Source organism: Streptomyces sp. NPDC020917 (genome assembly GCF_044333795.1).
Lineage (GTDB): Bacteria > Actinomycetota > Actinomycetes > Streptomycetales > Streptomycetaceae > Actinacidiphila.
This window is the reverse complement of sequence record NZ_JBIRRR010000007.1, coordinates 279,190-301,814: the sequence shown is the minus strand read 5'-3', so window position 1 is coordinate 301,814 and position 22,625 is coordinate 279,190. Positions and strand designations below refer to the sequence as shown.

Annotated in this window: 15 protein-coding genes; 8 read left to right on the top strand and 7 right to left on the bottom strand. The window is 75.5% G+C overall.

The window, feature by feature from the left end; genetic code table 11:
• Window positions 1–48 precede the first annotated feature (48 nt).
• Window positions 49–1,644, bottom strand: a complete 1,596-nt coding sequence (locus ACH4TG_RS18140; RefSeq protein ID WP_398243307.1) for a phosphatase PAP2 family protein — start codon at window positions 1,642–1,644, stop codon at window positions 49–51.
• A gap of 54 nt (window positions 1,645–1,698) precedes the next feature.
• Between ACH4TG_RS18140 and ACH4TG_RS18135 the strand changes: the two genes are divergently transcribed.
• The 3 genes from ACH4TG_RS18135 (at window position 1,699) to ACH4TG_RS18125 (ending at window position 5,281) form a co-directional block, all read left to right on the top strand.
• Window positions 1,699–2,364, top strand: coding sequence for an HAD family hydrolase (locus ACH4TG_RS18135; RefSeq protein WP_398243306.1), 666 nt, complete (start codon window positions 1,699–1,701; stop codon window positions 2,362–2,364).
• A 606-nt stretch (window positions 2,365–2,970) separates the two neighbouring features.
• On the top strand, window positions 2,971–4,182 hold the full coding sequence (locus ACH4TG_RS18130; RefSeq protein ID WP_398243305.1) for an aminotransferase class I/II-fold pyridoxal phosphate-dependent enzyme: 1,212 nt from the start codon (window positions 2,971–2,973) through the stop codon (window positions 4,180–4,182).
• A gap of 97 nt (window positions 4,183–4,279) precedes the next feature.
• Entirely contained in the window at window positions 4,280–5,281 is a 1,002-nt protein-coding gene (locus ACH4TG_RS18125) for an MBL fold metallo-hydrolase (RefSeq protein WP_398243304.1), read from the top strand.
• A 107-nt stretch (window positions 5,282–5,388) separates the two neighbouring features.
• Here the strand turns inward: ACH4TG_RS18125 and ACH4TG_RS18120 are convergent, their stop codons facing one another.
• Entirely contained in the window at window positions 5,389–6,042 is a 654-nt protein-coding gene (locus ACH4TG_RS18120) for a DedA family protein (RefSeq protein ID WP_398243303.1), read from the bottom strand.
• Window positions 6,039–6,830: an MBL fold metallo-hydrolase gene (locus ACH4TG_RS18115; RefSeq protein ID WP_398243302.1), complete on the bottom strand. Its 792-nt coding sequence runs from the start codon at window positions 6,828–6,830 to the stop codon at window positions 6,039–6,041. Before ACH4TG_RS18115 ends, ACH4TG_RS18120 begins: the two co-directional genes overlap by 4 nt.
• 209 nt (window positions 6,831–7,039) lie before the next feature.
• On the opposite strand from ACH4TG_RS18115, the gene ACH4TG_RS18110 reads away from it, so the two are divergent.
• Window positions 7,040–9,142 carry a phage holin family protein gene (locus tag ACH4TG_RS18110; RefSeq protein WP_398243301.1) on the top strand — a complete coding sequence of 701 codons (2,103 nt, stop codon included), beginning with the start codon at window positions 7,040–7,042 and terminating at the stop codon, window positions 9,140–9,142.
• A 449-nt stretch (window positions 9,143–9,591) separates the two neighbouring features.
• Here ACH4TG_RS18110 and ACH4TG_RS18105 read toward each other — a convergent pair whose 3' ends face one another.
• Together ACH4TG_RS18105 and ACH4TG_RS18100 are read right to left on the bottom strand one after the other, a co-directional pair.
• Window positions 9,592–10,353 (bottom strand): SDR family NAD(P)-dependent oxidoreductase, encoded by a 762-nt coding sequence (locus tag ACH4TG_RS18105; RefSeq protein ID WP_398243300.1) that lies wholly within the window; start codon window positions 10,351–10,353, stop codon window positions 9,592–9,594.
• A gap of 144 nt (window positions 10,354–10,497) precedes the next feature.
• Window positions 10,498–11,103 (bottom strand): TetR/AcrR family transcriptional regulator, encoded by a 606-nt coding sequence (locus ACH4TG_RS18100; protein ID WP_398243299.1) that lies wholly within the window; start codon window positions 11,101–11,103, stop codon window positions 10,498–10,500.
• A 98-nt stretch (window positions 11,104–11,201) separates the two neighbouring features.
• Here ACH4TG_RS18100 and ACH4TG_RS18095 point away from each other — a divergent pair, with 98 nt between their 5' ends.
• Window positions 11,202–11,951 carry a Clp protease N-terminal domain-containing protein gene (locus tag ACH4TG_RS18095; RefSeq protein WP_398243298.1) on the top strand — a complete coding sequence of 250 codons (750 nt, stop codon included), beginning with the start codon at window positions 11,202–11,204 and terminating at the stop codon, window positions 11,949–11,951.
• Window positions 11,952–12,036: 85 nt separating this feature from the next.
• Here the strand turns inward: ACH4TG_RS18095 and ACH4TG_RS18090 are convergent, their stop codons facing one another.
• The gene (locus tag ACH4TG_RS18090; RefSeq protein ID WP_398243460.1) at window positions 12,037–12,768 is read right to left on the bottom strand and encodes a class I SAM-dependent methyltransferase; all 732 of its coding nucleotides are present in this window, start codon (window positions 12,766–12,768) and stop codon (window positions 12,037–12,039) included.
• Window positions 12,769–13,331: 563 nt separating this feature from the next.
• On the opposite strand from ACH4TG_RS18090, the gene ACH4TG_RS18085 reads away from it, so the two are divergent.
• From ACH4TG_RS18085 to ACH4TG_RS18075, 3 genes are read left to right on the top strand one after another with little or no spacing between them, the layout of a single operon-like run.
• Window positions 13,332–14,018: an SLATT domain-containing protein gene (locus tag ACH4TG_RS18085; protein ID WP_398243297.1), complete on the top strand. Its 687-nt coding sequence runs from the start codon at window positions 13,332–13,334 to the stop codon at window positions 14,016–14,018.
• Window positions 14,018–18,610 (top strand): FtsK/SpoIIIE domain-containing protein, encoded by a 4,593-nt coding sequence (locus tag ACH4TG_RS18080; RefSeq protein ID WP_398243296.1) that lies wholly within the window; start codon window positions 14,018–14,020, stop codon window positions 18,608–18,610. Before ACH4TG_RS18085 ends, ACH4TG_RS18080 begins: the two co-directional genes overlap by 1 nt.
• Window positions 18,607–20,580 (top strand): metallophosphoesterase family protein, encoded by a 1,974-nt coding sequence (locus ACH4TG_RS18075; RefSeq protein ID WP_398243295.1) that lies wholly within the window; start codon window positions 18,607–18,609, stop codon window positions 20,578–20,580. The genes ACH4TG_RS18080 and ACH4TG_RS18075 overlap by 4 nt, the downstream gene beginning before the upstream one ends.
• Window positions 20,581–20,599: 19 nt before the next feature.
• Here the strand turns inward: ACH4TG_RS18075 and ACH4TG_RS18070 are convergent, their stop codons facing one another.
• A complete protein-coding gene (locus ACH4TG_RS18070) occupies window positions 20,600–22,426 on the bottom strand; it encodes an AMP-dependent synthetase/ligase (RefSeq protein WP_398243294.1) in 1,827 nt (608 codons plus the stop codon).
• Window positions 22,427–22,625 lie beyond the last annotated feature (199 nt).

The following is a 22,625-nucleotide window of genomic DNA, read 5'->3' as shown; positions in this document are numbered from 1 at the left end:
CACCCGCTCCGGCCGGTTCCGGCTGTTCCCGGGCCCGGAAGACGCTGTTCAGGCCCGGTAGACCCGCAGCCCGCCGGGCACCTTGTCCAGGAGCAGCTCGGCGGGCGCGGGCGCCACCTCACCGTCGCAGGCGAGACGCACGCCCGGGCCGGCGGCCGCGGCGACGGCGACGGCGGCCATGGCGGCGGTGACCGCGCCCGCGCCCCCGTCGCCCAGGTTGCCCGTCGCCCCGGTGCCGCGGGCGGCGCCCGCACCGCCGGCGCCGCCCGCGTCCGGCACCCGGATCCGCAGCCGCCGCACCGTCGCCTCGGTGTAGATCGGCGACGACGTCAGCACGCCGGTCAGCGCCGCCGCCACCAGCCGGGTCCTGGCGAACCGGCCGCCGTCGACGATCCGCACGTCCAGCAGGCCGTCGGTCAGGTCGCGGCGCCGTACCGGGGCCGGCCCCCAGCTCGAGTAGCGGCAGTTGCCGGCGAACAGCAGCCACACCGAGCGGGCCCGGCCGTTCACCTCGACGTCGACCGGTGCGCAGGTGCGCAGCACGTGCACGGCCGCCAGCACGCTCGCCGGCCAGCTGCCGACCCGGCGCGACCAGCGCTCCCGCACCCGGACCAGATCCGGGTACGAGCCGATGCTGAAGGTGTTCAGGAACGGCGACCGGCCCGACGGATCCGTCCGCCGCGCCACGTCCACCCGCGCTCCGCTGCCCGCGAGCACGGCCGCCGCGGTCGCCTCGACCGTCTCCAGGCCCAGGTCCAGCGCGAAGTGGTTGCGGCTGCCGCCGGGGAAGACCGCGAGCGGCAGGCCGTGCCGCAGGGCGACGCCGGCCGCCTGCGCCACGGTCCCGTCGCCCCCGCACACGCCGAGGGCGCCGCCCGCGGCCGCCGCGGCACCGGCCGCGGTCTCCAGCAGGTCGACGAGGTCGTCGTCCTCGGTGTGCTCGATGACGACGGCCTCCGGCAGGGCCGCGCGGACCCGGTCCGCGGCCGGCGTCAGCAGCGGCGGCGGGCCCGAGGCGGTGTTGACGACGACGTGCAGCCCGCGTCCCGCGGCGAGCGCCGGCACCGGCACGGCGCGGCCCGACTGCGGGCGCGGCCGGGCCGGCGGGCGCAGCGCGCGCACCACCAGGGCGGCACCCGCTCCCAAGGCACAGCCGGCCAGCACGTCGCCGGGGTAGTGGACGCCGGTGTACACGCGGGAGAACGCCACGCTCGCCGCGACGGGGGCCAGCACCGTTCCCCAGGCGGGTGACTCCATCGCCGCGCCCGTTGCGAACGCGACCGCCGACGCGGAGTGGCCCGAGGGGAACGACGAGGTGAGCGGCTGCCGGTGCAGGCGCCGGATCACCGGGACCGCGTCCAGCAGCGGACGGGCCCGGCCCACCGCGCCCTTGCCCACGGTGTTGACCGCCAGCGAGGCCAGGGCCAGCGAGCCGAGGCCGCGCACCGCGGCGCGCCGCCCCTCACGGCCGCCGAGCGCCGCCATCGTGCCCGCGGCCGCCAGCCACAGCCGGCCGTGGTTCGCCGCCCGGCTCAGCCGCGGCAGCACCGGCTCCGCGCCCGGCCAGTGCCGCCCGGCGACCTCCGCGAACAGGGCGCGGTCCCACTGCCTCCAGGCCTGTGCGGCCCGCATCGGTTGCGTCATGCGGCTCGGATACCCCGGGCCGGGCGCCGCACGCTCGGCGGTACGCTCACCTGCGTGAACGCACTCCAGGACCGGTGGCCCGAGCCCGAACTCGTCATCTTCGACTGCGACGGCGTCCTCGTCGACAGCGAGAAGATCGCGGTGCGGATCGACGTGACGATGCTCGCCGACCTCGGCTGGCCGATGGCCGAGGAGGAGGTCGTCGAGCGCTTCGTCGGACGGTCCTACGCCGACATGGCGCGGGACATCGCCGAGCACCTGGGCCGGCCGCTGCCCGAGGACTGGAACGAGCCGTACCGGCGCCTGTACCGCGAGGCGTTCGACCGCGAACTCACGCCCGTGGACGGGATCGTGGACGCCCTGGACGCGCTCACCCTGCCGTCGTGCGTGGCCTCCAGCACCTCGCACAGCGGGCTGCGGCACACGCTCGGGCTGACCGGGCTGTACGAGCGGTTCGCCGGCCGGATCTTCAGCGCGACCGAGGTGGCGCGGGGCAAGCCGGCGCCCGACCTCTTCCTGCACGCGGCGCGGACGCTCGGCGTGGAGCCGCGGCGGTGCGTGGTGGTGGAGGACAGCCGGTACGGGGTCGAGGCGGCGCGGGCCGCGGGGATGCGGGCGTTCGGGTACTGCGGGGGGTTGACGCGGCGGGAGTGGCTGGCCGGGGAGGACACGGTCGTCTTCGACGACATGCGCGAGCTTGTCGGGCTCATTCGGGGGTAGGGCTTCCCGCTTCCGCGTGGGGTGCGCTGTCGGGTGGCCGGCGGTCCGTTCCGGGACACGGGTCCCGTCCCCCCGCGCGGGGTTGCGCCGTTGGCGGCTGGCGGTGCGTGCGGGGTTCGCGTGCCCCGGCGGGGGTTCGCCGTCGTTGTCGGCTGCCCGGCCGTGCGGGGTGCGCGCGCCTGCGGCGCGCTGGTGTTCCCACCCGCACCACCCGTGCGGGTTTCGTCGGTGGGTGCGGGTGGCCCCTGCGGGGGTGCTTCGCCGCCGGCGGCTGGCGGTGCGTGCGGGGTTCGCGTCCCCCGGCAGGGGTTCGCCGTCGTTGTCGGCTGCCCGGCCGTGCGGGGTGCGCGCGCCTGCGGCGCGCAGGGGTTCCCACCCGCACCACCCGTGCGGGTTCCGGTGCCGGGCGCGGGCCCCTGCGGGGGTTCGCCATCGTCGGCGGCTGCCGGTCCGTGCCGGAGGTGCCCCGCCGCCGGCGGCTGACAGGTCGGGTGGGGGTGCGTCCCGGTGGGGGTGCCGGCGGCGGCCAGGGGGCTCGGAAGGCGGGGGTGGGGGAAAAGGGGGAAGGTGGGCGCAGAGGCATCGGCCCCGCGGAGGTGCACCACCATGCGTCTCACCCTGCCGTTCGACGTGCGGCCAGAGCCCGGGCTGCCCGTGCCCCCGTACTGGGAGGCACATCTGGATCCGTCCGCCGCCGCGGAACCGCCCGGTGGCGGGGAGCGGCTGCTCGGCGCGGCGGGCGCGTACTGGGCGCGGCGCGGGCTGCCCGTGGACAGGCCGCACGCGCTGGCCGCGCCCGGCGCCGAGCCGCTGCTGCTCGCGCTGCTCGCCGCGACCGACGGCGATCCCGTGCTGGCCAGGCCCGCGGCGGCCTGGCAGGCCCCGCTCGTGCGGCTGCTGCGCCGCCCCGTGCACACCGTGCCCGCGCCCGCCGAGGGCGGCGGCGTGCCCGACCCGTTCGCGCTGCTGGAGGCGGTGCGGCGGGCGCGGGCCGAGGGCGGTTCCCCGCGGCTGCTCGTGCTGTCCGCCGCGGACGACCCCAGCGGCACCGTCAGCCCGCCCGAGCTGCTGCACGAGACGTGCGAGGCCGCCGCCGAGGCCGGGCTGATGATCGTCTCGGACGAGACGTACTCCGACACCCTGCACCACCACGACACCGTGCTGCTCAGCCCCGCCGAGATGCTGCCGGACCACACCGTGGTGCTCACCGACCTCGGCGCGACGCTCGTGCCGATCACCGTGCCCGCCGCCCTGGCCCGCTTCCCCGCGACCGCGCACGGCGCGGCCTGGCGCGAGCGCGCGGCCGCGGCACTGGCCGCGATGCGCGCGGTGCTGCCGGGGCCGGTCGCCGCGGCGACCTCCTACGTGCTGACCGAACCCGCCGAGGTCACCGACCACACGGCCGCCGCGAACCGGCTGCACGCCCGCGTCGGCGCGGCCGCGTACCGCGCCGTCACCGACGGCGGCGCGCTGTGCCGCCCGCCCAAGGCCGGCTTCCAGCTGTATCCGGACCTGGGCGTCCCGGGCCTGTACGCCAGGCAGGCCGAGGAGCGGCTGACCGCGGCGCTCGGCCGCCCCGTGCTCGGCGGCCACCGGTTCGGCGACGACCCGACCGAACCCCGGGTCAGGATCGACACCGGCGTGCTGCTGGGCGCGACCGAGACCGAACGGCGTACCGCGCTGACCGCCGCCGACCCGGTGGCCGTCCCGCATGTCGCCGCCGGACTCGCCGCGCTGACCTCGGCCTTCGCCGAACTGCGCGGCCCGGGGGCGGCGACCGGACCGGCCGGCTCGGGATCGCGGGGCCGCGGGGCCTGACTTAGGTTCGGAGCAGCAGGGCACCGGAATCCGGCGCTCCGGATCGTGCCGGGTGTTCGGCCGGACGACGCCGGGCGAGCGTGGCAAGGGAGCCGTGATGACCGACCAGAGCGAACGCACTGTGGGCGCGCCCCGCCCGCAGGGCGAGCACCGCACCTGGCCGCGGTCCTTCGCCGACCGGCTCACCGACCCGCTGCCGATGCCGGGGCTGCGCGACCTGGTGCGCCTGGCCCGCGAGTGCGCGGTCCGGCCGCCCGCCTCCTCGATGAAGGACGTCGCGAAACTGCCCGTCGAGCCGGGCCCGCTGCCGCACGCCGCACCGGGCGGGGCGGCCGTGACCTGGGCCGGGCACGCCAGCTGGGTGCTGCGGATCGGCGGGCTGACCGTGCTGACCGACCCGGTGTGGTCCCGGCGCATCCCCGGCACTCCGGCCCGCATCACCCCGGTCGGCGTCCCCTGGTCGCTGCTGCCGACGATCGACGCCGTCGTCGTCAGCCACAACCACTACGACCATCTGGACGCGCCCACCGTCAAGCGGCTGCCGCGGGAGACGCCGTGCTTCGTGCCGGCCGGGCTCGCCGCGTGGTTCCGCCGCCGCGGCTTCAGCCGGGTGACCGAGCTGGACTGGTGGGAGGCCGCCGAACTCGACGGCGTGCGCTTCGACTTCGTGCCCGCGCACCACTGGAGCCGGCGCACCCTCACCGACACCTGCCGCTCGCTGTGGGGCGGCTGGGTGCTGTCGGACGACGCCGGCCACCGCATCTACTTCGCCGGCGACACCGGGTACGGCCGCTTCTTCAAGGACATCGCCCGCGCCCACCCGGGCATCGACCTGGCGCTGCTGCCGATCGGCGCCTACGCGCCGCGCTGGATGCTGGGGCCGGTGCACACCGATCCCGAGGAGGCGGTCAGGGCGTTCCAGGACCTGGGCGCCGCCGCGATGGCGCCCATGCACTGGGCGACGTTCCTGCTGTCGGGCGAGCCGCCGCTCGAACCGCTGACCCGGCTGCGGTCCGCCTGGGACGCGGCGGGGCTGCCGCGCTCGGCGCTGTGGGACCTGCCCGTCGGAGGCTCCCGGGTGCTCCCCGGACCGTCCTGAGCCCGGACCGTCCTGAGCCTTGGCCGTCCTGAGCCTTGGCCGTTCGGGCCCCGGGCCTTGGACCTCGGACCGTGGGCGCATCCGGCCGCGCCCCCTCGTGGGCGCCGTCAGGAGTGGCCCGGCCCCGACACCTCCTGGGGCGGACGCCGCAGCCGCCGCACCACCCCCGGCCCCGCCGCGATCGCGAACGTCAGCCCCACGGCCAGCGCCACGCCCTGCCACGGCTCGGGGAACAGCGACCCGCCGAGGATCCCGATCAGCTGGTAGGACGCCGCCCAAGCCAGGCACGCCACGATGTCGCCCCGCACGAAGCGGCGCAGCGGCATCTCGGCGAGCAGGCAGGCCACCATCACCGGCAGCCGTCCCGCCGGGACCAGCCGGGACAGCACCAGCACCGCCGCGCCGTGCTCCTCCAGCTGCCGCTGCGAACGGTCCAGCGTGCCGGCGTCCACCCGCTCCTGCAGCCGGCGCAGCACGCGGGAGCCGCCGCGCGAGCGCACCCCGCGCAGCCCCAGCCAGTAGAGCGCCACGTCACCGAGGAACGCCGCCAGGGCCGCCACACCGAACACCACGGCCAGCGCCACCGGTTCGGTCTGGTGGAACGCCACCACCGCCGCGCTGGACACCAGCGCGCCGGTCGGCACCACCGGCACCAGCGAGCCGAGGACCACCAGCAGGAAGAGCGTCGGATAGCCGATCGCCTGCTGGGCGCCCTCCGACGGCGGCGGGTTCGCGGCGGCCGACGCGAGGAAGCCGATCACCCGGCGCTCTCCCGTCCCGCACCCTCGACCAGCACGCTCTGCCCGTGCTCCAGCCGGTGCACCGCCACCTCAGGCGCCAGCCGCGCCGCGAACCGGACGAACTCCTCGCCCGGCGTGTGGAACTCGTGCGGGCGCACCGCGTCCATCCCGATCGGCCAGTACGTGCCGTAGTGCACCGGCACCGCCGCGCGCGGTGCCAGCCGGGCCAGCGCCTGCGCGGCGCGCCCGGCGTCGAGGTGGCCGTGCCCGAGGAACGGTCCCCAGCCGCCGACCGGCAGCAGCGCGATGTCGCACGGCCCGACCTCGTCGGCCATCGCGTCGAACAGGCCGGTGTCCCCGGCGAAGTAGGTGCGCGCCTCGCCCGCCACCACGTAGCCCAGGGCCTCGACGCGCTGCCGGCCGTAGGGCAGCCGCCGGCCGTCGTGGGCGGCGGGCACCGCCCGGACCGTCACCTCGCCGAACGACCGCTCCTCCCCGGCCGCGAGTTCGACCAGCCGCAGCCGGCGGGCAACCCGCCGCAGCGCGGGGACCGCGGCCTGCGTGCCCCGCGGGAGCAGCACGGTCGTGGCGTCGGCCAGCCGCGCCAGCGACCCCAGGTGCAGATGGTCGGCGTGCAGATGGGAGACCAGGACGACGTCCGCGCGCGCGGCGGACGGCGGCGGCAGCGCGCCGCGGCGCCGCCGCAGGTGGGCCAGCCGCCGGGCGAACAGCGGGTCGGTGAGCACCCGCACCCCGGAGTCGCGCACGGTCACCGTGGCATGCCCCCACCACGTGATCTCCACCGCCACCGCGCACGTCCCTTCTCCGGCCGGGCCGGCCGCACCCGGTCCGCGCCGGCCCGCGTCCGGCCCATGCCGTCCCGTCCATGCCGTCCGGGAACGCGTCGGCGCACGTCCCGCGCCGGACCGGTCCCGGTCCACCAGGTCGAGCGTATGCCCTCCGCCGGTCAGGGCACCCGTCACCCGTATGGCAGGGTGGAGAGGTGTCCGAGCCGGGGTTGAGTCGGAGACGGGCCGCGGGCAGGAGTGCGCTGCGGGCCGTCGGCCGCGTGCTGGCCGTGTGGATGGTCGCCTCCGCCACGCTGGCCCTCCTCGCGTGGGTGCTGCCGGACTTCAGGATCGAGTCGCCGCACGGCGACAGCCCCACCCAGATCGCCGTCACCGCGGCGATCGGCGCCGGGGCGTTCGGCGTGCTCAGCGCGCTGGTCTGGCCCTTGCTGGTCCGGGCGCTGCTGCTGGTGCCCGCCCTCGTGCTGGGCGCGCTGGTGTTCTTCCTCAACGGCTCGCTGCTGCTCGTCGCGCTGCGGTTCACGCCCGACGGGCGCGGCGAGGTGACCCCGGCGACCGCCGTCGTCATCGCCGCGGTGATGTCCGCGGCGTCCTCGGCGACCAGCACCGCCCTGGCCGTGCGCGACGACGCCGCGTACGGCCGCCGGCTGGCCCGGCTCGCCGGCCGCCGCCGGCAGCGGGCCGGCGACCCGCCGCTGCCCGCCGGCCCCGGCACGGTCTTCCTCCAGCTCGACGGCGTCGGCCACGACGTGCTGCGCGAGGCCCTCACCTGCTCCCCGCCGGCGATGCCGACCGTCGCGGGCTGGCTCGGCAGCACCCACCGGCTCGTCCCGTGGCGCACCGACTGGAGCAGCCAGACCGGCGCCAGCCAGATCGCGATCCTGCACGGCAGCAACCACGACGTGCCGGCCTTTCGCTGGTACGAGAAGGACACCGGGCAGGTGATGGTCTGCAACCGCCCGTCGAGCGCCGCCGAGCTGGAACGCCGGGCGGTCGCCCGCACCGGGTCGGCCGGACTGCTGGCGTGCGACGGCGCCTCCCGCGGCAACCTGTTCAGCGGCGGCGCCGAGCAGTCGGCGCTGGTCATGTCGGTCGCGGTCCGCGCCGGCACGTTCAGCCGCCCGCGGTCCGGCTACTTCGCCTACTTCTCCGACCCCGCCAACGCGGTGCGTACCGCCTGGTCGTTCTGCGCCGAAGTGGTCCGGGAGATCATGGAGTCCACGGCGGCCCGGGTGCGCCGGGACCGGCCGCGGATCAAACGCGGCGGGCTCTACCCGATGCTGCGGGCGTTCGCCACGGTCGTGGAGCGGGACGTGGCCGTCGCGGCCGTCGTCGGCGACATGCTCGCCGGGCGCAGCGCCGTCTACGCCGACCTCGTCGCGTACGACGAGGTGGCCCACCACTCCGGGCCGCGCAGCCGCGACGCGCGCAAGGTGCTGGCCCGGCTGGACCGCTCGGTGCGGCTGATCGCCGACGCCGCGCGTTACGCGCCGCGCCCGTACCGCATCGTGCTGCTGTCCGACCACGGGCAGAGCGGCGGCGAGACCTTCGAGGGCGCGTACGGCGTGTCGCTGCGCGAGGTGGTGCGGACCGGCTGCGGTCTCGCGGACGGCGGCGGGCGCGGCGCCCGGCGCAGGAGCGGAGCCGAGGCGCGGGCCGCGGCGCGCAGCGCCCTGCGCAGGCCCGAGCGCGGCCGGCGTGCCGAGGAGGCGGAGTGCGAGGGCCCGCCGTCCGAGCCGATCGTGCTGGCCTCGGGCAACCTCGGCCTGGTGGCGTTCCCCGACATCCCCGGCCGGGCCACCCTGGAGGAGCTGGAGCGGCGCTGCCCGGATCTGCTGCCGGTGCTCACCGGCCACCCCGGGATCGGCTTCGTGCTCGTGCGCAGCGCCGAGCGCGGGCCGCTGGTGCTCGGCCCCGACGGAGGCGAGCACGAATTGGCCACCGGCCGGATCAAGGGCCGGGACCCGCTGGCCGCGTTCGGGCCGGGCGCCGCGGCCGCCGTGCTGCGCACCGACACCTTCGCGCACACCGCCGACCTGATGGTCAACTCCGCGTGCGACCCGGAGACCGGCGCCGTGCACGCCTTCGAGGAACAGGTCGGCTCGCACGGCGGCCTCGGCGGCCCCCAGTCCCACCCCTTTCTGCTCCACCCGGTCGAACTCCCGGTACCCGACGCGCCGTTGACGGGCGCGGAGTCGCTGCACACCCTCTTCGGCCGCTGGCTGACCCCCGTCGACCCGCGCGCCGTCCGCCGTCCCGTCCCGACCCCCGGCCAGGCGGCCTCGCACACCACCGGGGCGACCGTGGTCTGAGTCCGTCCGGATCCGGGGAGTCGGGCGGGGGGCTCAGGCGGCGCGGCTGTCCGTTGCCGGCTCCCGGCGGGGTGGCGGTGCCCGTCACTGGCGCGACCGTGATCTGACCTCGGCCCAGGCCCGGGGGAGTTGCCGGGAGGACCTGGGGGCGGTGCGGTCGTCCGTTGGGGGCCGCGTGGCCGCGGGCAGCAGCGGGGCGTCGGTGATCTGACCTCGGCCCAGGCCCGGGGGAGTTGCCGGGAGGACCTGGGGGGCGGCGCGGTCGTCCGTTGGGGGCCGCGTGGCCGCGGGCATCATCGGGGCGTCGGTGATCCGAGCGTGCCAGGGGCGCCGGGAGTCGGGCGGAGTCCTCAGGTGGTGGTGCCGCTGCTCGTCGGGGGCCGCGGGTGGGGTGGCCGTCGGCACCAGCGGCCTCGCTGGCCATCCCAGGTCCCCGGGGGTCGGAGGGCTCAGGCGGTGGCGCCGCCGTCCACGACGAGGTCCGTGCCGATCGTGAACGCCGAGGCGGGGGAGGCGAGATGGAGGATCGCCGCGGCGATCTCGCCGGTGGTGGCGGCGCGTCCGGCCGGCAGCGCGGTCCGCAGCCGCCTCGCCTTGTCCTCGGGCGTCTCGCCGGGGCGGCCGGACATCGGGGTGTCCACCGGGCCCGGGCTGACCGCGTTGATCCGCACGCCGTCCGCGACGTGGTCCAGGGCCGCGGTGCGGGTCAGCACGCTCACCGCGGCCTTGGTGGCCGCGTACGCGCCGAGGCCCGGCGCGCGGCGGTGGGCGCCGATGTTGGAGGCGACGTTCACGATCGCGCCGCCGCCGTGCACCCGCATGTGCCGGATCTCGTGCTTCATCGACCGCCACAGGCCGGTGAGGTTGGTGTCGACCATGAACCGCCAGTCGTCCTCGCCGATGTCGGCGACCGCGGCGGGCGGGGTGAAGACGCCGACGTTGTTGACGGCGACGTGCAGCCCGCCGCAGCGCTGCACCACGGCGGCCACCAGCCCTTCGACCTCGGGGCCGCTGGTGATGTCGGCGGTGAAGGCCGCGGCCGTGCCGCCGGCCGCCTCGATCAGGGCGACCGTCTCCTTCAGCGTCGCCTCGGTGCGGCCGGCGACCGCCACGCGCGCGCCCGCGGCGGCGAAGGCCCGAGCGGTCGCCCGCCCGATGCCGCTGCCGCCGCCGGTCACCAGCGCCACCTGGCCGTCGAAGATGTCCGTCATGCCGTCGTCCTCCGGTATGTCGTCAACTCGGTGAATGAGATCGATCGTTCTGTTATTGCGGGTGCAGGGGTCATGGTCCGGGCGTTCGCGTGGTGTGGCGGGTGGGCGCCGGCACTCCCGGCCTGGAAGGCGGGCCGCGCCGGCTCAGGGCGTCAGGCCGGCGGGGGCTCGGTCCAGCAGGGCGAGCGCCTGCTCGGCGGCGTCCCGTGCGCGGTCCTGGTCGCCGCCGGCCTTGCCGACGACCCGGATCCCCTGGAGCAGCACCAGCAGCATGCGGGCCAGTTGCCGCGGGTCGCGGCCGTCCGGGAGTTCGCCCTGCGCGCGGGCGCGCAGCAGTGCCGTGGTCAGCCCGGCCTCGAGGTGGTCCCAGCTGGCCTCGACCCGCCGGGCGGCGTCGGGGTCGAGCGGCGCCAGCTCCACCGCCGTGTTGGTGACGAAGCAGCCGCGGCGCTCGTCGTCGCCGGCCGCCTCGGCGGCGAACCGCCGCACCAGCGCGCGGACCGCGGGCAGCGCCGGGCCCGGCTGGGAGAGCTCCTCCAGCAGTGTCGGGTCGCGCGTCTCGCTGTAGTGCCGCAGCGCCCGCAGGTACAGCTCGTGCTTGCTGCCGAAGGTGGCGTAGATGCTCGCGCGGGCGATGCCGAGGTGCTCCACGAGGTCGGCCATCGACGTGGCCTCGTATCCGCGCTGCCAGAACAGCTCCAGAGCCGCCTGGAGTGCGGCCGCGGGGTCGAATTCCTTGGTCCTCGCCATGGTGCTGAGCTTATGGTGAAGCAGAATGATCGGTCAATAAAGAGGAAATCGTCAACACTCGGTTGACGATCGTTGATCGTCAACTTAAGGTTGACGACATGACCCAGAACTCGCAGTCACCGCGTCCCGTCCGTCTCGACGACCTCATCGACTACGTGAAGGAGCAGCACCCCGGAAGCGACCCGCTCCAGGATCTGGAGCACGCCGTCTACGTCGCCACCCACCTCGATGACGTCGCCGACCACCTCATCGGCCACTTCGTCGACCAGGCCCGCCGCGCCGGCGCATCCTGGACCGACATCGGGCAGCACATGGGCGTCAGCAAGCAGGCCGCCCAGAAGCGCTTCGTCCCGAAGATCCCCGGAGACGTCGACTTCTCCGACACCACCAACTTCAACCGCTTCACGCCGCGGGCCCGCACGGCCGTGACCAACGCCCAGGAGGAGGCCCGCACGTCCCTGCACTCGGCGATCGAGCCCGAGCACCTGCTGCTCGGACTGCTCGACCAGCCCGAGACGTTCGCGACCCGGGCGTTCGACGCGCTCGGCGTCACCCCCGACGCGATCCGCGCCGCGGTCGCCACGCCCGGCACCGAGAGCGAGCCGCTGGCCGGCAACCTCCCGGTCAGCCCGGCCGCGAAGAAGACGCTCCAACTCGTCCTGCGCGAGGCGCTGCGTCTGGACCACAACTACATCGGCACCGAGCACATCCTGCTCGGCGTCCTCAGCGACGACCAGGACCCCAGTGCGCAGGCGCTCGCCGGGATCGGCGTCACCCACGACCTCGTCGAGCAGTGGCTCGTCGCGGCCCTGGCCGAGTACGTCAGCCAGCAGAACTCGGGGAAGTGACGAACTCACGGGCCCTCCCCGGGAGTTCCCTCCGCAGTCGGGTGCCGGCGTCCAGCAACGGGCCGCCGGCACGCGGCGTGCGGCCTCACGCCTCCTTGCGCAGCGCCAGCAGCCGGTACACCGGGTCGGCCCTCGGTACCTCGGGGTCCTGGAGCAGGCTCAACTCGCTTGCCAGCACGGAAGACTGGTCCTCCGTCAGCTCCAGGGCCGACGCGAAGTAGCCACCGGCCACGCGCTGCGCGGCATCCGCCGGCGCGAGACCCTGCCCGTGGCCGGTGAAGCGGGCCTCGCCCGCGCGGCGCAGCCCGTGCTCGGCGGCGACCGCAAGCACCCGCGGCGCGGCGTCGTGGGCGCGCGTCACCCGGTACGGCGCCAGCAGCGCGGCCACGTCGCTCTCCACGTCATGGCCCGCGTCCTTGTCGACCGTCGTCACGAACACCCCGCCGGGCCGCAGGACGCGGGCGCACTCGGCGATCACCGCGGGTGCGTCCGGCAGCAGATGGAGCAGCCACACCGCGCTCACCGCGTCCAGGCAGGCGTCGGCGAACGGCAGCCGGCGGCTGTCGCCGAGGACCACGCCCGACCCGACCCGCCCTGCCGCGACCGACGCCATGCCGAGCGACGCGTCGACGCCGAACGTCCGCAGCCCCGGCCGGGTCAACCGCTCGGTCACCAGGCCGGTGCCGCACCCGACATCCAGCAGCGTGCCGGCCCTCTCAGGAACCAGCGCGAGCACCGCCCGTGCGGCAGCCCGTGCCCGCGGCACCCCGCCGCGCGTCGCGTCATAGCGCGCCGCCTCGATGTCGTAGTCCAGCATGTGGGACATGCTAGGGCTCCCGGGTGAACGGCAGTTCCACCGGGGGTTAAGCCTCATTAAGTGAACGGATCGGCTGAAGGTGATCGGTGCGGGTAGCTCGAAGGGTGAACGGATCGGCTGAACGTGATCGGTTACCCGAGTCCGCAGAGTGAACGTCCTGGCCCTTTTTTGCCGGCCTCTCGCCGCCGGGCCCTTAGACCCGGTGTCTGCCGGTCGATCGTGCTCGGCCCCTCGTTCCTCGGGGCCTGCGCGCGTTCTCCCTCTAGACACCGGCGGGCCCTTTGGCTCGATGCCTACACCGGCGTACCCGGGAGCATGGGTGCGGGCCCATGGGGCACCCCGGACAGCAGCTAGTCCAGGGTCACCCTGAAAGCGGGGCGTGGGGCGGGAGGGGGACGTAGCGGGGTCACGGTGAAAGCGGGCTATGGGACGCGAGGGGGATGCTGCGGGGGCACCCTGGAGGCGGGGGCGGCAACTTGGGGGGTGATCTGGGAATCGGCCTGCCCGGGTCCGGTGGAGCCGATAGCCTCGGCTGCGGTTTCGGCACGAGGGGAGCAGGTCCGATGGCAGGCCGGGACGACGGGGTGGCGGCGACCGGGACCAGAGGCGGTGGGCCGCGCGGCGGACGGCCGCGCAGGGACCTGGAGTTGCGGCCTTTTCCCCAGGTGAGCGCGGACAGTCCGGCCGCGCAGCGCGAGGCGCTCGCCCGCTTGCGGGAGTGGGCCGAGCAGAGCGCCGAGGACGCCATGGACTGGTATCTGCGCGACAAGCGGCGCAAGCGCATCGGGTCGCGGCTGCTGCAGGGGCTGGCCATCGCCTTCGCGGTGGCCGGAACCGCGGTGCCGCTGGGCACGGCCGCGGCGGGCGGCTCAGGCCAGGGCTGGGGCTACGTCCTGCTGGCGGTCGCCGCCGGCTGCAAGGCCTTCGACCACTTCTTCGGACTGTCCTCGACATGGATGCGGGACATCGCCGTCGCCCATGCGCTGCGCGGTGAACTCAACGCGGTGCGGCTGGAATGGGCGACGGACGTGCTGCGCGCCGGTCCGGCCGGTGCGGCCGCCCCGCGCGACGTGCCCCTCGAACCGGCCGAGGTGGAACGCCAGTTGGCGCTCATCGCCCGTCTGATCGGGGCGGTGCGCCGGCAGATCGAGGACGAGACCGCGGACTGGCAGGCGGAGTTCAGTGCCTCCACCCGCCAACTCCACGACCAGGGAGCGCTTCCGGCTGCCGAGCGCACCCCCGGCGCCTGATGGGCAGGCTGCTGACCGTCCTGCTCCACGACGGCACCGAGCACGACATCGACCTCGACGCGCCCGAGTCCACGTCGATGGAGGAGCTGGCCGGGCACTTCGCGGAGCGGTGGGGCGAACCGCCGGCAACGGGCGGGGAGGACGGCGCCGAGCAGTCCGACGCGGTGCCGGCGGCGGAGGACGGCGCCGGGGAGGAAGAGCCAGGCGACTCGGCCCCTGCCGAGGAAGTCCCGCCCCTGTCCCGGCTGTTCGTGCCGGGCAGTCAGCTGCCCGCGGCGATGACGCTCGGGGAGTCCCCGCTGCGCGACGGCGTACGCGTCGGGTTCGGCACGAAGCCGGCGGACGAGGAGCCGGGCGGGGGCGAGTACGAGCTGCGGATCGTGGCCGGACCCGGTGCCGGCACCATCCACACCTACACGCGCAAGGAAATGCGGAAGGCCCCGCTGCTGCCCGGCCGATCGGAGACCGCCGGCTGGGACATGCTGATGTTCGCCGCCAGCACCCGGCCCGAACTGCAGCCGGACCGCAAGCGGTACGCGGTGATCGACGGCAGCCCCGTCAAGATGTCGGCCTGGGCCCGCGAGTGGCCGAAGGACACGCTGCTGACGATGGGCAACGTGTGCCTGGAGTTCTGCCCGGTGCCGAAGGCCGGGACGCGCCCGGCCGGGATCGGTGCCGCCGGCACCACGGTCTTCGACCTGTCGCCGCAGCACGAGAAGCGGCCCGCGCCGCGCCCGCTCGCCGCCCGTATCCCGGTCCGCTGGTACAACCGTCCGTCCACCCGGCGGCGGGTGGCCGAGGAGAGCGCCCGCAAGGCCGAGCGCTTCCCGCTGGTCCAGGCCGCCGCGCAGTCGCGGCAGGCACTGCCGGACGCGGCGGAGGTGCTGTCGCTGGTCACCCGCCGCAGCGACCGCATCTGGGAGCGCGATCCGCGGTCCCGCGACTTCCTGACGCTGCGCTGCGGGCTGGACATCGCGGTGCAGCCGCCGGGCTGGGAGGCCACCGCCCGCCTGGTGACCTCGCACGGCGGCGCGGCCCCCGCCCCGGTCGGCGACGCCACGCCCGTGGCCGAGCTGCCGCTGCGCGACACGGGGCCGGTCGGCGTGGTCGGACCGGGCGCGCTGCCGCGGCGGATCGCCGCATGGTTCGCGGCGCAGGCCGCCGCGCTGCACAGCCCGCAGGACGTGGTGGTGCGGGTGCTCACCGACGAGGAGCGGGCGGCCGAGTGGCGCTGGTCGCGCTGGCTGCCGCGCTCGTCGTCGCCGTTCGACGTGGACGATCCGCCGCGCGTCCTGATCGGGGCACCGCTGCACGTCACCCGCGCGGCGCTGCGGGCGATGGAGTCGTTCGAGGCCATCGTGGCCGAGCGGCAGGGGAGTTGGCACGGGCCGGCGCGTGGCGCCCCGGAGGTGCTGCTGATCGTCGAGTGCCCGGAGTCCGGGCCCACGGCCGCCATGACCAGGCTGGTCCGCGGCGGCCCGCGGGTCGGCGTCCACGTGGTCTGCGTCGCCCAGGACGAGGCGCACCTCCCCGCGGAGTGCCGGACCGTGATCACCGCCGACGACAGCGGACTGGGTCGCCTGCGCGGGCCGGACGGCAGTTCCGGGGACGTGCTGCTCGACCTGGTGCCCTGGCCGTTCTTCGAGCGCCTGGCCCGGTCGCTGGCGCCGCTGCGCGACAAGGACGCCGAGGACCGCAGGCAGGCGCTGCGCCGCAGTTCGCTGCCCGAACTCCTCGGCCCCGAGGCGGTCACCGCCCAGCGGATCGCCGAGGGGTGGCGGCCCGCGCATCCCCGCACCGAGGTCCCGGTGGGGCTGGGCACCCTGGGCCGCTTCACCCTCGACCTGCGGGCCGACGGCCCGCACGTGCTGGTGTCCGGCGCGATCGGCTCGGGCAAGTCGGAGTTCCTGCGCACCCTGGTGTCCTCGCTCGCCGTCGCCAACCGGCCGGACGAGCTGGCGGTCGTGCTGATGGACTACAAGGGCGGCGGCCCCGCGTTCCAGAAGCTCGCCGAATTCCCGCACGTCACCACGCTGCTCACCGACTTCGACGCGCGGCAGAGCGCCCGGGTGGTGACCCGCCTCGGCCTGATGCTGCGCTCCCGGGAGCGGCAGCTCGCCTCCACGAACGTGAAGGACCTGGAGGAGTACCTGACGCGGCGCTGGGACGACCCCCGGCTGCCGGCGATGCCGCGGACGGTGTTCGTCGTCGACGAGTTCGCCGCCCTGTCCCGCGAGGCGCCGGACCTGGTGGACGGGCTGCTGGACACCGCGCGCCGCGGCCGCAGCCTGGGCATCCACCTGGTGCTGGCCACCCAGCACGCGGACAACGTGGTGTCGGGGGACGTGCTGGCGACCACCAACCTGCGGATCGGGCTGCGCGCCTCCACCGACCAGGACAGCATGCGGGTCCTGGACACCACCGACGCCGCGCACATCGCCCGCTCCACCCCCGGCAGGGCCCTGGTGCGCGCCGGCTCGGGCCGCCTCGAAGAGGTCCAGTTCGCGCAGGTGAGCGAGGCGAGTCCGGCCGGGCCGCCGGACATCGCGATCAGGGAGACGGGCCGGCACGGCGAACTGCCGCCGCGCCCCAGGCGCCCGGAGTCCCCGGCGGTCCCGGACACGCCGCTCGACGAACTGGTGCGTGCCGTGCGGCAGGCGACCCGCGAGCTGTACATCGCGGTCCCGCCCGGCCCGGTGCCGCTGCCGCTCGCGGAGACCGTCACGCTCGCCGACGTCGACGTGCCGGATCCGGACGGCGCCGACCTGCCGCCGGTGGCCTACGGCATCCAGGACGCGCCCGACGACCCCGCCCAGCAGACCGCGCTGTTCGACCTGGCGCGGACCGGCTCGCTGTCGGTGGCCGGCGCGCCGCGCAGCGGCAGGTCCCAGTTCCTGCGGACCTTCGCGGCGGCGGTGGCCCGGCAGCACAGCACCGCGGACGTTCACCTGTTCGGCATCGACTGCGGCGACGGCGGCCTGCAGGCGCTCACCGGGCTGCCGCACTGCGGCGCCGTGGTCACCCCGGGCCGCCCCGACCTGATCGGCCGGCTGCTGGGCAGGCTCACCGCCACCGTCTTCCTGCGCAAGGAACTCCTGGCGACCGGCGGTTTCCGGGACCTGGCCGCGCAGCGCCAGGCCGTGCCCGCCGACCAGCGGCTGCCGTACCTCGTGCTGCTGGTGGACCGCTGGGAGGCGTTCGCGTCCCTGGACTCCGGGCACACCGACTTCGCCGCCGAACTCACCGGCCTGCTCCGCGAGGGCCCCGGCGTGGGCCTGCGGATCGTGGTCACCGGTGAACGCGGCCTGCTGACCGGGCGGTTGACGAACCGGTTCGAGGAGCGGCTGGTGCTGGGCCTGGTGTCCAGGGACGACTACGCCGCCGCCGGGATCGACCGCCGGCTGGTCCCGGTGAGCCTCACCCCGGGCCGCGCGTTCCACGCCGGCACCTCGATCGAGACCCAGGTGGCGCTGCTCGACGGCGACCCGACCCGCCGCGGCCAGACCGACGCGCTCGACCTGCTCGCCGCGCAGGTCCGCGAACGCGACGCCGGCGTGGCCGAGTCACGGCGGCCGTTCCGCGTCGAGGACGCGCCCCGGGCCGCCGACCAGTTCAGGGTCGGCTCGGGCAAGGGCCGCCCGGTCGGCCGCGAGGACGTCCTGGCCTGGCTGCGCGACCGCTGCGCCACCGGCGCCTCCACCGCGCTGCTGGGCCCGCGCCGCGCCGGCAAGACCTGGGTCCAGGACGAACTGCTGCACCGGTTGCGCGCGGACGGCTTCCGCGCCGTGCACAAGCTCGTGGTGCCCGAGCCCAACTCCTCGGTGGAGAGCCCCGACGCGCTCGCCTCGATCCTGCTGCGCGACGTCCGCGGCTCCGCGTACCCGGCGGAGGCGCTGCTCGACCGGGCCTCGGAGGGCACCGGGTCCGAGCGGCTGGTGTTCCTGCTCGACGAGGTCGGCCGCCTCGCCAGCTACGGCCCGGCCGCGGTGTCCTGGCTGCGCGACCTCGGGCAGGCCGGCGCCTGGCTGATGTACACCGGCACCGAGAAGGACTGGCTGTCGGTGGTGCGATGGGCGCTGACGCTGCCCGGATCGAGCTTCGGCAACGACATCAGCCGCCGCGCCCTGGGCCCGCTGGACCGGGACGCCGCCCTGGACTTCCTCACCGGCACCGCCGCCAACCTGGGCGTCAACCTCGTCCGCGAGACCACCGCCACCCGGATCGTGGACATGGTCGGCACCTGGCCGTTCTACCTGCAGGCCGTCGGCGACGGCGTGGTGCGCGCCGTGCAGGGCAACGACCTGGAGGCGCTGAACAGCCAGGAGGCGCTGCGCGCCCTCGTCGGCCGGCGGCTGCTCGACGACTGGACCGACCACTTCCGGTCCCGCTGGGCGGAGATCGGCCGCGCCGGGCGGGCCGCGCTGCTCGACCGCCCCGGCGAGCCACCGCGCGAGGCCTCCCCGGCGCAGCGGCAGGACCTGCGCGAGGTGGGCCTGCTGCTTCCCGGGGAACGCTGGTCCGACGACCCGCCGTTCCTCGCCTGGATCGCCAGGAACGAGATCTCCCTGCGTGACGAGGAGCTTCCTGCATGACGGTGTTCTCGGCCAGCCAGTCGTACCACCACGAGCTGGACGTGCGGCTCGTCGACGGCCGGCCGGTGCCCGGATGGGCCCACCCGCTGGTCGGCGGCCGGTCGCCGAACAGCGTCTCCTGGCTGGTGGTGATGCCGCGGCGGGCCGGCAAGAGCTGGCTGGCGCAGGGCATCGCCCGCGCCCGCCCGCAGGACGGCACCGTCGCCGTCGACCTCAGGTACCCGCGGCAGGTGCGCAGGCGCGGCCTCGACGGGCTGACCGGCGGGCCCCACCCGCCGGCGGTGGAACGCGGGCAGCTGCTCGTCGTCGACGAGCCGGCGCTCGGCGCCGGGGGCACCGATCCGGCCGTGCTCGTCGAGGGCCTGACCCAGGTCAGGGAGCAGGGCGGGATCCCGGTGGTCTTCGCCACCCCGGCCGAACACGCCCTGCTCACCCCCCACTTGGGTCCCGACGCGCCGAAGGACGTGGTGCGCCCGCCGCGGCTCGACGCCGACGAGCAGGCGCGGATGGCCGGTCGCGCCCCCGACTGGGCGCCCGCCCTGATGGAGCGGCTGCGGGAGCGGGAAGCAGGCTGGCTGGCCACCCCGTACCTGCTCGAACTCGCCCTGGAGACCGGCGAGGAGCAGCCCGCGCTGCGCGACCGGCCGGACGCGCTGCTGGCCGCGGCCGCCCAACGGGCCCAGCAGGAGCACCAGTACATCGAGCAGTGGTTCCACAACGGGCTCGGCGCCGCCCACCGCGCGGCGCTGCGGGCCGGCCGCTGGCGTGCGGCCGGGCTGGAGGTGCCCGCCGGCACCGGCGACCTGCGCGGCGAGGAACGCCTCGCCGAGGACCCGGTGCTCGCCCGGCACCTGCCCGAGGTGCTGCGCGTCCACCATGTCTCCGACCTCCACCACGGCGGCCGGCTGAACGCCAACGTCGACGCCAAGGACGGCAGCGCGGCGGGCCGGAAGATCGCGGCCGTCGCGGGCGCGGGCACGCCCATGGACAGCTATCTCGACCATGTGCGCCAGCTCGGCGAGCACGGCCGCGCCCCGCACCTGGTGGTGGTCACCGGCGACCTGGTGAACCGCCCGCACGACGAGTACGGCGCGCTCGCCCGCCAGTGGCTGGACGACCTGGCCGGCCTGCTCGCGCCGCACCCGGACCTGGACGGCGAACCGCGGATCCTGCTCGTCGGCGGCAACCACGACGTGTCCTGGGACCTGGCGCTGGACCCCTCGCCGCAGCGCAGGCACGCGTGGTTCGCCGCGCACTTCGCCGGCTTCCCGCACCCCGACCTGCACCTCGCCGACGCCGCCGACCGCCGGCTGTACGTCCGCTACCCGGCGGCGGGGCTGCGGTTCGCCCTGCTGGGCAGCGCGGAGTCCGGCGGCGAGGCGGCCCGCGACGAGGACCGGGAGCGGCTGCGCGCGTTCCAGCAGGCCTACCTGGCGGCGGCCGGCGAGGAGTGCGACGAGGAGGCGGTGGCCGACGTCCTGCACGACTTCGAGCGGGTCGACCCGGGGGTGGTCTCCCGGGCGGTGCTCGACCGGCTGGCCGCGGAGCACGGCTACGTCACCGTCGCCGCCCTGCACCATCCGCTGTCGCCGGTGCCCGCGGTCGAGGTCGCGCCGTACGCCGGGGTGGTCAACGCGGGCCAGGCCAAACGGGCCCTGGCCGGCGCCGGCACCGCGCTGATCCTGCATGGGCACACCCACCTCGGGTTCAGCGCGGCCGAGCGGCTGCTGGGCGCGGAACCTCCGTGGACCATGCGGATCGCCGGGGCCCCGGCCCTGGCCAGCAGCGAGACCGACGAACGCAACGGCTACAACGAGCTGTTCGTGGCCCGGGAGGGCGGCGCGCACGCGCTGGCGTTCCGGACCCTGCGGTTCGACGGCGGCCAGTGGACGGCGGGATCCGCGTACGCCTTCCGCCCGGGAGGAGCGGACGAGCTGCCGCTGGCGGTCCTGTGCACGCAGGAGGAGTGATACGCGTGCGGGCCCGGCGTCAGGGCCCGTACAGCGCCTCGATCTCGCGCGCGTACACGGTCTCGATCACCCGCCGCTTCAGCTTCATCGACGGCGTCAGGGTGCCGCGCTCCTCGGAGAACTGGGCCGCGAGGATGCGGAAGGTGCGGATCGACTCGGCCTGCGAGACCAGGGTGTTGGCGGCGACCACCGCCCGGCGTATCTCCTGCTCCAGGTCGGTGTCGTGGAGCAGGTCGGCGGTCCGCATCGCCGGCTTGCCGCGCATGGTCAGCCAGTGCGCGACCGCGTCCGGGTCCAGGGTGATCAGGGCGGCCACGTAGGGGCGGTTGTTGCCGACCGCCACGCACTGCGCGACCAGCGGATGGGCGCGCACCTTGTCCTCCAGCGCGACCGGCGACACGCTCTTGCCGCCGCTGGTCACCAGGATCTCCTTCTTGCGGCCGGTGATCGTCAGATAGCCGTCGTCGTCCAGGGTGCCGATGTCCCCGGTGGCCAGCCAGCCGTCCCGCAGCACCTCGTCGGTGGCCTTCTTGTTGTTGAGGTAGCCGGGGAAGACCTGGCCGCCGTACAGCCAGATCTCGCCGTCCTCGGCGATCAGCACCGTGGTGCCGGGCACCGGCTGGCCCACCGTGCCGAACCGGGTCTGCTCGGGCGGGTTCGCCGTGGCCGCCGCCGACGTCTCGGTGAGGCCGTAGCCCTCGTAGATGTTCACGCCCGCGCCGGAGAAGAACAGCCCCAGCTGGCGCTCCATCGCCGAACCGCCGGAGATGCCGTGGCCGACCTTGCCGCCGAGCGCGTTGCGCACCTTGGCGTACACCAGCTTGTCGTAGAGCTGGTGCTGCATCCGCAGGCCGGCGCTCGGGCCCGGGCCGATGCCGAACGCCTTGGCCTCCATCGCCTCCGCGTGCCGCACCGCGATGTCCACGGCCTTGTCGAACGGGCCGATCTTGCCGCCCAGTTCGGCCTTGCGGCGGGCGGCCTGGAAGATCTTCTCGAAGACGTACGGTACGGCCAGCACGAACGTCGGCCGGAACGCGGCGAAGTCCGGGATGAGGTCGGCGGCGACCATGCTCGGCTGGTGGCCGAGCCGGATGCGGTGCCGGATGCACGCGACCTCGACCATCCGCCCGAAGACGTGCGCCAGGGGGAGGAACAGCAGCGTGGACGGCTCCTCGCCGCGCTTGGTGGCGAACACCGGCTCCCAGCGGGCCACCACGTTGTCGCACTCGGCCATGAAGTTGGCGTGGGTGAGCACGCAGCCCTTGGGACGCCCGGTGGTGCCGGAGGTGTAGATGATCGTGGCGACCGCGTCCGGGGTCACCGCGAGCCGGTGCCGCTCCACCACGTCGTCGCCGAGCATCCGCCCGGCGTACGACAGTTCCTCCACGCAGTTCGCGTCCAGCTGCCACAGCCGGGTCAGCCGCGGCAGCTCGTCCACGGCCGCGCCGATCGTCATCGCGTGGTCCTCGTGCTCCACGATCGCCGCGACCGCGCCGGAGTCGTGGAGCATCCAGCGCACCTGCTCGGACGAGGACGTGGGGTAGATCGGCACCGACTGCGCGCCGATCGCCCACAGGGCGAAGTCGAAGAGCGTCCACTCGTACCGGGTGCGGCTCATGATCGCGACCCGGTCGCCGAACCGGATGCCCTCGGTGAGCAGGCCCTTGGCGACGGCGACGACCTCGTCGCGGAACTGCCGGGCGGTCACGTCGAGCCAGCCGCCGCGGCCGTCCGCGCGCCCGAGCACCACCTGGTCGGCATGGCTCTCGGCGTTGCCGAAGACGGCATCCGCCAAGCCTCCCGCCTGGGGTGTGGTGACCAACGGGGGGACGCTGTACTGGCGCAACGGTTGTACTCCTAGGACCGCACGGTGCGGGCCCGTAAGCTACCCGATCCGTCAGCGAAGCGGGAGAGCCGCCGCACAGGCCCGTCGGATCGGAATATGCCCAGGTCGCCGCCTGGTTACGGGTGGGTAGGTCGTTCGGGGGCCGTCCCGGCCGGCTCCGCGGTGCAGCCAGAGGGACCCGATCTCCACCAAATCTGCC

What these genes read in the sequence shown, in the direction of transcription:
- ACH4TG_RS18095 (WP_398243298.1), top strand. Translation starts at nt 11,202, where the DNA reads ATGACCCAGAACTCGCAGTCACCGCGTCCCGTCCGTCTCGACGACCTC.
- ACH4TG_RS18085 (WP_398243297.1), top strand. Translation starts at nt 13,332, where the DNA reads ATGGCAGGCCGGGACGACGGGGTGGCGGCGACCGGGACCAGAGGCGGT.
- ACH4TG_RS18125 (WP_398243304.1), top strand. Translation starts at nt 4,280, where the DNA reads ATGACCGACCAGAGCGAACGCACTGTGGGCGCGCCCCGCCCGCAGGGC.
- ACH4TG_RS18140 (WP_398243307.1), bottom strand. Translation starts at nt 1,644, where the DNA reads ATGACGCAACCGATGCGGGCCGCACAGGCCTGGAGGCAGTGGGACCGC.
- ACH4TG_RS18100 (WP_398243299.1), bottom strand. Translation starts at nt 11,103, where the DNA reads ATGGCGAGGACCAAGGAATTCGACCCCGCGGCCGCACTCCAGGCGGCT.
- ACH4TG_RS18105 (WP_398243300.1), bottom strand. Translation starts at nt 10,353, where the DNA reads ATGACGGACATCTTCGACGGCCAGGTGGCGCTGGTGACCGGCGGCGGC.
- ACH4TG_RS18090 (WP_398243460.1), bottom strand. Translation starts at nt 12,768, where the DNA reads ATGCTGGACTACGACATCGAGGCGGCGCGCTATGACGCGACGCGCGGC.
- ACH4TG_RS18075 (WP_398243295.1), top strand. Translation starts at nt 18,607, where the DNA reads ATGACGGTGTTCTCGGCCAGCCAGTCGTACCACCACGAGCTGGACGTG.
- ACH4TG_RS18080 (WP_398243296.1), top strand. Translation starts at nt 14,018, where the DNA reads ATGGGCAGGCTGCTGACCGTCCTGCTCCACGACGGCACCGAGCACGAC.
- ACH4TG_RS18130 (WP_398243305.1), top strand. Translation starts at nt 2,971, where the DNA reads ATGCGTCTCACCCTGCCGTTCGACGTGCGGCCAGAGCCCGGGCTGCCC.